A 9313-nucleotide genomic window follows, 5' to 3' on the forward strand; every position below is an offset into this window, starting at 1 on the left:
CTCCATATGCAATATAAAGTAAAGGCAATGATTCCATGTTGATCGCTACACCAGCACCCGAAATACCTAAGCCAAAAAAAACGGCTGAGAGTATACCAGCTTTTCTAGGACCATACTTTTCAACAAAATGTCCAAGAAATGCCGCGGATAGGCCAAGAAACAAAATTGCAATACTAAATGTTAAGCTAATATCAGTCAAATCCCATCCGAATTCACTTGCGAGTGGTTTCGTAAATACGCTCCAAGCATACACAGAACCAATCGACAGGTGAATCCCAACTGCGGAGGCAGCAATCAGCCACCGATTCTTTGTTTTTCCCATTTCTCCATCATCCCCTTTACAAAATAAACCGCAAATGATTATCTACCAGTGACAGAAAGAATCTGCGGTTAGCTACCAACAGGATCACCGCTGTTTACATCCTCATATCAATGAAGTGCACTTTTACTGGTAAAGTAACAGATTTCTGTCCTAGATATAAAATATCACAATTAAGTGAACTTTCTACAAAAATAGTAATAAATAGATAAATTTCACAAGTTTTTTTTGGAGTTTGGATAATTAAGGAGAAACTACCTTTCCTTCAATGCAAAATATACATTTCGATTTGAAACTTTTTTATGAATAGTTTACCTTCCAAAAAGAGTTTTGTTTACTATAACAATTGATATATGACAAATTTCTCATAAGGATTATGCTCAGATAAATCTGGTAACATTACTTCTTCTTTCATTTCAAAAGCGGTTTGATTTTCTAAGAAAAAGATATAATCTTTTGATCCATAAAATAAAACCAATTCGATTTCCCGTGGTTCCTTTTCGAATGAAAGCAATATATTATTAATGATTTTCATGAAAATTTGCACGGAAAACGGATTAAAGAAATAAAAACGATTGTCTCGCAAATCAATCTCGTAATTTTCTGCCAAACAACAATGAAATTCTATATTATCTTTGTTTTTATTCGTTTTTTTCATATACCTATTTCGGTTTTCAATAGCTTCTATATAGAAAGTTCTATTCATTTCTACTCCAACAACAGAAGCTTGAAATAAGTAATGAATAAAGAAATTCAATCGCCCTTTACCACAACCAAAATCCACAATGCGATCACTACTTTTTAATTGATACTTCTTGAATAATTGTTCTAGTGCGCTATATGGCGTTGGCTCATAACGATGATAATGCAAAGACTTATTAAATTCCTTTTGTTCTCCTACTGTTTTGATGTTTAGCAATTCATCATAATATGTTTCTTTCATTTATACACACCTGCTTAAATGTAATAGTGATTTTTCATGGATTATTATATAAAAAAACTAATTTAATCGTAAGCCCTGGTTTATGTAGAGGATTGTATTTTTTCATTATTATTTTCATAAGATGCCTTCTAGCTAATGTTAAAAACCCCGAATGATGAAAGTGCTTATTCGGGGTAAAGTTTATTATATGAATATCTACTCTATCGTTATTTCGACTGTGCTTTTGCTACAAATTCATTGAAATCGGAGATACTTGGATTGGCCATATAGTGGCCGCCTTCCACCTGGATCGTCTGTCCTGTAATGAATTTTGACTCATCAGATGCAAGGAATACCACGGTATATCCGATATCATCCGCTTCACCGTGGTATGGCAATGCATTATACTTGGCAAATATCTCGAGTACAGCTGGAGGAATATTATCCTTTGCTGCAGGAGTTAAAATAAGGCCTGGTGCCACTCCATTGCAACGAATATGATCTTTACCATATTGTGCAGCGATATAACGAGTCAGGTTCACAACACCTGCTTTTGACGCGCCATAAGCTGATCGTACGGCATCGCCCGCAAACCCAGCCATTGATGCAGTATTGATAATGGAACCTCCACCTGCTTTAATCATGTGTGGAATAGCAAATCTGCTTCCTAATAGTACACTTTTCAAGTTTACATCCATAAGTCGATCCCATTCATCCAAATCTAAATTCACGACATCAAGATCTTTATGTAAGTTAGTTAAGCCAACATTATTAACTAGTACTGTAATAGTTCCGTATTGTTCTATTGTAAAGTCAACAGCAGCCTTAATCGAATCTGCCTGCCCAGCATCTAAAAATACTCCGGTAGCTTCTCCACCTTGTTTTTTAATGCTTTCTGCCGCTTCCTTAGCTCCTGCTTCATTAAAATCAGCTATCACGACTTTTGCGCCTTCTTTAGCCATTAATGTGGATATAGATAATCCAATACCAGATGCTCCACCCGTCACTAACGCTACTTTACCTTGTACTCTCCCCATAATTCTCCACCTGCTTTTCATGAATATAACGTTCTTACTTTTTTTTATTTATGCCTAACATGTCTAGAATACACCTACAATAAACAGATTACAAATAATTATACTTATTGTTCATTTTTTCATTTTTTTAAATAGGTGTAACTTGAAATAATGAAATAAAATTCCTGACTATCTTGATATCATTTCGAATAATTATTCTATATGTTTTCTCTATACTAGACTTTCCAAAACAGCAAAAAACAAGCTGAAGCATCAAAATATGCTTCAGCTTGTTTTTCATTTCTCTTCATCTGCATCCCATATGATCCAATCATGAACCTCAAGAATTTCCAAAAATTTCATTAACCGTGGTAGGGCTGGTTCTGCTTCCTCACCAAAATGTTCGCTCATAGCTTCAGAAATCTGATTAACATTTCTTTGGAATTCCATTTGTTGAATAGCAAATGCTCCAAATTTATCTAGCTTGATTCGGCGAACTGAAGGCTGTTTGAAAAAACGAATCGTTATTCTTTCCACAAAATTGGTCCGTTGAATGATCAAAAAGGTTGCTTCCGAAGAATCATGTTCCAAAGTGACGCGCCTTTCCAAATGAGGAACCATTGTTAACAGATTCCTCTTTTGTGATTTGCGTTTACGAAGCATCTTCTTTTTTCCCTTTGCTAGATATGAACCAGAGCAATCCAGCTAGAGCAAGGAATAGTAAGAATGGAATCAGATTGCTTGCTAATTTCGCAGCAGCTGGAACTTGAACTCCTGCTGCAATCAATATTGCAATAAACACACCAATTAATGATTCTCCTGCTATTAATCCAGATGCAAATAATGTACCTCTATCTACTCGTGCTTTTAGTGCTTCTTTTGTTTTCGCGAAGTATTCAACGAAGAAACGTACAAATCCACCAATCATAATTGGGGCACTAGTATGAACTGGCAAGTAAATACCTACTGCAACAACTAGTGAATTTAGACCGAAAAACTCTAAAGTGATGGCAATGGCCGCACCGATAAAGATAAGGGTCCAAGGTAAGTCTCCTCCAAGAACACCTTCAGCAAGTATTTTCATAAGTGCCGCTTTAGGTGCAGGAAGTTCTGCAGATCCCATTGTATAGGCATTATCCATTAGAACTAGGATAAACCCAATCACTGAAGCAGAAGCGACAACACCAATCATCATAGCAACTTGTTGTTTCCATGGCGTTCCACCTACGATATAACCTGTTTTTAAATCTTGAGAAACGTCACCTGAAACAGCAAGTGCTGTACAAATGATTGCAGCCACGGTTAAAGCGGCCACCATTCCAGTTGTACCTGTAAAACCAGTAGCTTTATAAACAATCGCTACAATTAATAGTGTGGCTATAGTCATTCCAGAAACAGGGGAAGAAGAACTTCCGACGATTCCAACAACCCTTGAAGCCACTGTTACGAATAAAAATCCAAAAATGGCAATTGCAATCGCACCGATGATTCCTACATCTGTTATAGGTGTGAAAGCAATGATTAAAATAACAATGATTGTTCCCAACCAAACGTATTTAGCTGGTATGTCTTTTTCAGTACGTATAGAACCAGATTTAAGTTGTCCTTTATTAGCTTTTACGCCTTTAAGAGTATCAAAAACTGAACTGAAAAGAATAGGTAATGTTTTAATTAAAGTGATTAATCCACCAGTAGCAACTGCACCAGCTCCAATATAACGGATATAGTTATCCCATATTCCCCATGCGTCCAATTCACCGATTGGTACATCAGAAGGGAAAATAGCTGTTGTATTGGTGCTTCCAAAGAAACTAATTGCTGGTATAAGAACGACCCAGGCTAATAACCCTCCACCTAGCATTTGTCCAGCAACACGTGGTCCAATGATATAACCTACTCCCAAAAGTGAAGGAAAGGCATCAAGACCAACTACTGCATTTTTAAAATTCGAAATTCCTGTTTCAACTTCTGTTTTGAAAAGCTTAAATCCATCACCAAGCGCTTTAACAACTCCACCGATTACTAATCCGGCTCCGATTAACTTGGCACTTGTACCACCTTTTTCACCTGACTTCAGTACTTCAGCACATGCCGTACCTTCAGGATAAGGTAATGTTTCATGTTCTCTCACAATTAAAAGTTGACGAAGGGGAACCATCATAAAGACTCCTAGGAATCCCCCCGTTAATACAACGAAAATGATAAATGCTTGACTCACTTCGATATCCCACATGAATAATGCTGGAATAGTAAATACAGCACCGGCGCCAATGGCTTCACCTGCTGTGGTCATCGTTTGCACAATATTGTTCTCTAAAATTGAATCCCTACGAAAAATCCCTCTTAAAATAGCCATGGAGATTACCGCTGCGGGTATTGAAGCAGAGACAGTTAATCCAATAAGTAGGCCTAAGTATGCATTTGCTGCCCCAAATACGACGGCAAGAATAATCCCTAGAATTATAGCTGTTACAGTTAATTCTGGTAGAGATTTAGATGCAGATATGTACGGGACGAATTTACTTTCTTTTGAATTGTTCGACAATTTAGCCACTTCCTATGTTAAACTTTTAAAATCATAGGAAACATTATATCACTGTAATTTCATAACACGCAATGGGAAAATTCTGCTTATTTAAAATTAGACTATAGTAAAAATTCAGATAAGCTCATTTCATTTCAATATTATAGAAGAATAATGCTCAATTAATACCTTCTATCTTCTAGCGTTAAATACAAAACAAATATGGGTACCCATATCGTCAAACTCTGGCTAATCACTACAAAAAGAGTATCATCTAGGCAATCTAAAACTGAATTGCCATTTCTTTTTACGATTGATTTTCAGACTTGAGACGCAATAAATTTCAACAGCAGCCTAGGTTTATAGATCTATTTCTCAGGGACGAACAAAAATAAAGTATATGTCAACAGGCCATGATACCGATTAATGTTTTGGATTTTCACGGAGCTGTTTACCACAGAACAAAAATGGACTATATATCCAATTTCAACCGGAATTTATCCTAACTGGTCTAGTACCTTCCTAGTTCTAGCACAATAAAATTAAACAATACTATTTAATATAACCAATTAAATAAAGTTCAGACGTTTGAAATTATACGCCTGAACTTTTTATATTATTTAAATTAATAGTATTAAATTGAAGTAAAGATTGAGTTATCCATGCCATCTTTATGCTTTTATTTTGTAAACACCTTAGGTGAATTAATTATATATTACTCTTACATCGGATACCCATTAGCCTTTGTTACAAACTGTACAACAATTTATTTTTAACTAGGCTTTTGCACATTAAAATGAATATATACATATCCTGCATTAAACTACGATTTTTAAAAGGAATGATTTACTATGGTTTCATATATGGACTACACTTCACCATCAACACAATTCACTTTTGATATAAATAAAAGTCTCCTCTTAAAAAAAGATAATCAAAACTATATAAATGTATTAGGTGTCAAACAATTGAACACACTTGAAAATACGTCTTTACTAGATATTTTCCTGAGCGTCAACAATGTCGTAGAACCGCATTATCACCAAAATGCTGCAGAACTAGTTTACTGTATTTCTGGAGCTGCAACTGTTTCATTACTGAATCCTTTTACAAAACAAATACAGAATTATCCTATTACACCTGGTCAAGTAGCCAACGTTCCACAAGGTTGGTGGCATTATGAAGTGGCGACTCTTGATGACACACATCTACTTGCTATTTTTAATGCACCAACGCCCGAAGTAATTCTTGGTTCGGATATCTTGAAATTGACACCTCCGGATATTATGGCGCATACCTATTGCATGGATGAAAACCAATGGAAAAAAGCAATTGCACCAGTCAAATCAGCAACATTTATTGGTCCACCTGCTAACTGCAACAGAGCTAGTGAAGGCGTTACACATCAATATCCGCAGCAGTATATAAATCACTATGAAAACCAAATGTATACAACTCCGGCATATAACTATCAAATTCCACCTAATCCTCAGTATTATTTTTACTAAAAGTTTACTCATCTTCTGATAATTTTTTAAAAAAATTTGAAAGACAGGTTTAGAAAAATAAATAGGTGTTATTAAGTGATTTTTTCATTCAAAAAACAATGGAGAACCCTATATAAAAAGGGTTCTCCATTGCTATTAATTACATGACTCTTTTAAAAAGTCGATTTCATATATTTTCGCTACACTCCACTAAATTATAGAGAGGAATCAATTTTTAAATTCTCATATATTATAGAAGAAACTAGTCGGAATATGAAATTTGAAAAAGATAAATCCTAGTATTGAATAATCGTATCCAAGTATGTGCTGGATTTAATAATACTTATTAACACATTGGGTGACCACCATAATATGAATGACCACAAATTTTCTATTCGGAAATGAAAAGTCATGAATACATAAGATTGATAAAATTAAGTAAATGAGTAAAAGTAACTTTATCACTAGTATTTATATTACGCTTCCAATCTCCTTGAATACATTCAAAAATATCGCATGCTCTGTATTAAAATATACCCTAGCGTGCATTTAGGATTGACAGGATACAGTCTATTATCGGATAACAATATATGGTCTCATCATCTCATAATCCTCGTGCTCTAATATATGACAGTGCCAAACATACAATCCTGTATAGGGACCAAACTTCATGATAATTCGAGTTACTTGTTTAGGATTAGCTCTTACTGTATCCTTCCCTCCTCGTTCTTGTGGTTCGGGTGGCAACGCGGGGCCCGTATAATGGATAATTCTCTCCTTGTTATACTTTTCTACATCGAAATCTCTCCGGTCTACTATTTGAAAATCAATTAAGTGAAGATGAATAGGGTGTGTATCTGTAGTTAAGTTAATTAGATACCATATTTCGGTTGATCCCAATTTTGGATTTTCTGTAATAGGGGCATCCCACGGTTTATTATCTAATAACATGAATTCCCGTCCGTACTGATCCATATTATCATTTAAAGTTAAGTATCTCTCCTTTGAAGCTGACTGTTCAATTATCTTTGGAAAAGGCTCCATATACGACGGAATAACACTGGTATCAATACTTGTAAGAGGAAGAGAGACTCTAAATTCCATCACTATACCTACTGCATTTGCAGGATCCCCATCTGGAAAAGGTGCGGGGGCGTCATTTTTCACGATAATATTCTTTTCCTCAAGATTGGTAAAATCAATGATGACATCTGCTCTTTCTGCAGGTGCCAATATGATTTCTTTGACTCCTATCGGATATTCCATTAATCCTCCATCCGTTCCGATTTGATAAATAAGTTGTCCCGAATCAAGCTTGAACCTATAGAAACGGGTGTTAGATGCATTAAGCAGTCTAAATCGATATTTACGTGGCTCCACTTTTAAAAAGGGCCATACTTTGCCATTCACTAGGATTGTATTCCCAAAAAATTCAGGAACTATCGATGTTTCTAATTCCACAACTGGATTTTCTGGCTTTCTTGGGTAATAAAGAGAACCATCATAATTAAAGGTTTTGTCTTGAATCATAAGAGGGATTTCGTATTGACCAGCTGGTAAATTTAATAAACTTTCCCGTTGCTCTCTTACAAAGTAAAATCCTGCCAACCCAGAATATACATTGAGTCTTGTGATACCAATTGAATGATCATGATACCAGAGGTTGCAAGCCCGCATGTTATTATCATATTGATATATTTGCTTTCTAAAATATGGACCCACTTGTTTGAATCCTTTTGTAAACCAAGCCTCCGGGTAGCCATCACTTTCCGGTTCAACACTAGCGCCATGAACATGTACTACCGTTCGTACTTCCGGTACATCCAAATGGGCACCATGTACCGTATAGTCTACCGGCAATAGATGTTTTTCTGGAAGATTGTTGATCCATTTGATAAACACTTTTTCTCCGCTCTCTACTTCAATTGTAGGTCCTGGATAGCTGCCTTCATAGCCCCATACAGTTGTATCATTTAACTCACTATGGAGTGATTGTTTAAATTCTGTCATATTCACTTCATAATAAGTATGAAATTGATCTTTCCATCGAGCTTTTAAAATAGGTGGGATAGGAAGTTCATCTACAAATTTAGAGAGAAGCATATTTCCGCTCCTTTCTGATCATAATTAACTTCTTTCTAAGGTTATAAAAATTACAAGCTTTGTATGACAAATTCAAATTGATTCAATGAGATATTTCTCACAACATATTCAATATACTTAATACAGTAGGGGCTTTAGTAAGTTATTTAGTTCTTCATCAAAGAACTAAAATAATTGATAAAAAGTTTAAATACAATAAGTAACTTATCTACAATGAATCGTTGTTCAACTAAGAGGTGCTTTAGCAGAATAAGTCCTACAAATGTCCCTGATTTAGGGCCCTTTACTTTGGACTAATATCATTTAATGTTCAGAGATGAAAATAAATAAGCCCCTCTCAATTAAGAGAAGGGCTTTACCACTTATTGTGGTCTTCATTATTGCATCCTATGGAACTAACGCACTGGATTTGAGTCAATATTTTGGACACTAATAAGTTAAATCTTAAGCTGTATTCCTAATACGATCTTCAATYGCTTGTGGGGTTTGATAGCCCAAGCTGCTGTGAATTCTTTTTCGGTTATACCAACCTTCAATGAATTGGAACATTGCTAATTTAGCTGTTTGATAGTCTAGATATTGTACGTGGTTGACTTCTTCCCTTTTTAATAGGGCATGAAAGGATTCAATACAGGCATTATCGTACGGGCAACCTTTCTGACTAAAGGATTGCTTAATATGATGGTTTTGGATATGTTGAGTAAACTCACTGCTTGTATATTGTGAGCCAAGATCCGTATGAAGAACTAAGCCCTCCGAGGGCTTTTGTGATATGTGTGCGTTATTGAAAGCTTTTATGACCAGTTCTGTCGTCATTGAACGAGAAAATGAATATCCTACTATTTTCTTAGAATGAAGGTCTAATACCGAAGCTAAATAACACCATCCGTCTTTTAACGTGTGGATATACGTAATATCTGCTACCCATTTCTCATTAATGGT

8 protein-coding genes are annotated in these 9313 nt (G+C 35.5%); 1 reads left to right on the forward strand and 7 read right to left on the reverse strand.

Annotated elements, in window-relative coordinates:
* From AC1DUW_RS15150 to AC1DUW_RS15170, 5 genes are all read right to left on the reverse strand, one after another.
* Positions 1-322 (reverse strand): MFS transporter (locus tag AC1DUW_RS15150; protein ID WP_477642874.1); only part of this gene is annotated, 322 nt, incomplete at its 3' end.
* A gap of 334 nt (positions 323-656) precedes the next feature.
* A complete protein-coding gene (locus AC1DUW_RS15155; protein WP_053345412.1) occupies positions 657-1262 on the reverse strand; it encodes a methyltransferase in 606 nt (201 codons plus the stop codon).
* Positions 1263-1468: 206 nt separating this feature from the next.
* Positions 1469-2278, reverse strand: coding sequence for an SDR family NAD(P)-dependent oxidoreductase (locus AC1DUW_RS15160; protein ID WP_053345411.1), 810 nt, complete (start codon positions 2276-2278; stop codon positions 1469-1471).
* Positions 2279-2554: 276 nt separating this feature from the next.
* On the reverse strand, positions 2555-2920 hold the full coding sequence (locus AC1DUW_RS15165; protein ID WP_053345410.1) for a PqqD family protein: 366 nt from the start codon (positions 2918-2920) through the stop codon (positions 2555-2557).
* A complete protein-coding gene (locus AC1DUW_RS15170) occupies positions 2910-4802 on the reverse strand; it encodes an OPT family oligopeptide transporter (protein ID WP_477642875.1) in 1893 nt (630 codons plus the stop codon). The genes AC1DUW_RS15165 and AC1DUW_RS15170 overlap by 11 nt, the downstream gene beginning before the upstream one ends.
* A gap of 830 nt (positions 4803-5632) precedes the next feature.
* Here AC1DUW_RS15170 and AC1DUW_RS15175 point away from each other — a divergent pair.
* Positions 5633-6289, forward strand: a complete 657-nt coding sequence (locus tag AC1DUW_RS15175; RefSeq protein ID WP_477642876.1) for a cupin domain-containing protein — start codon at positions 5633-5635, stop codon at positions 6287-6289.
* Positions 6290-6841: 552 nt separating this feature from the next.
* On the opposite strand, the gene AC1DUW_RS15180 is transcribed toward AC1DUW_RS15175, so the two are convergent.
* Together AC1DUW_RS15180 and AC1DUW_RS15185 are read right to left on the reverse strand one after the other, a co-directional pair.
* Entirely contained in the window at positions 6842-8371 is a 1530-nt protein-coding gene (locus AC1DUW_RS15180; protein WP_477642877.1) for a multicopper oxidase family protein, read from the reverse strand.
* A 444-nt stretch (positions 8372-8815) separates the two neighbouring features.
* On the reverse strand, positions 8816-9313 hold a 498-nt coding region (locus AC1DUW_RS15185), incomplete at its 5' end, for an IS3 family transposase (protein WP_477642878.1).

The organism is Peribacillus sp. P4_C12 (assembly GCF_056402095.1).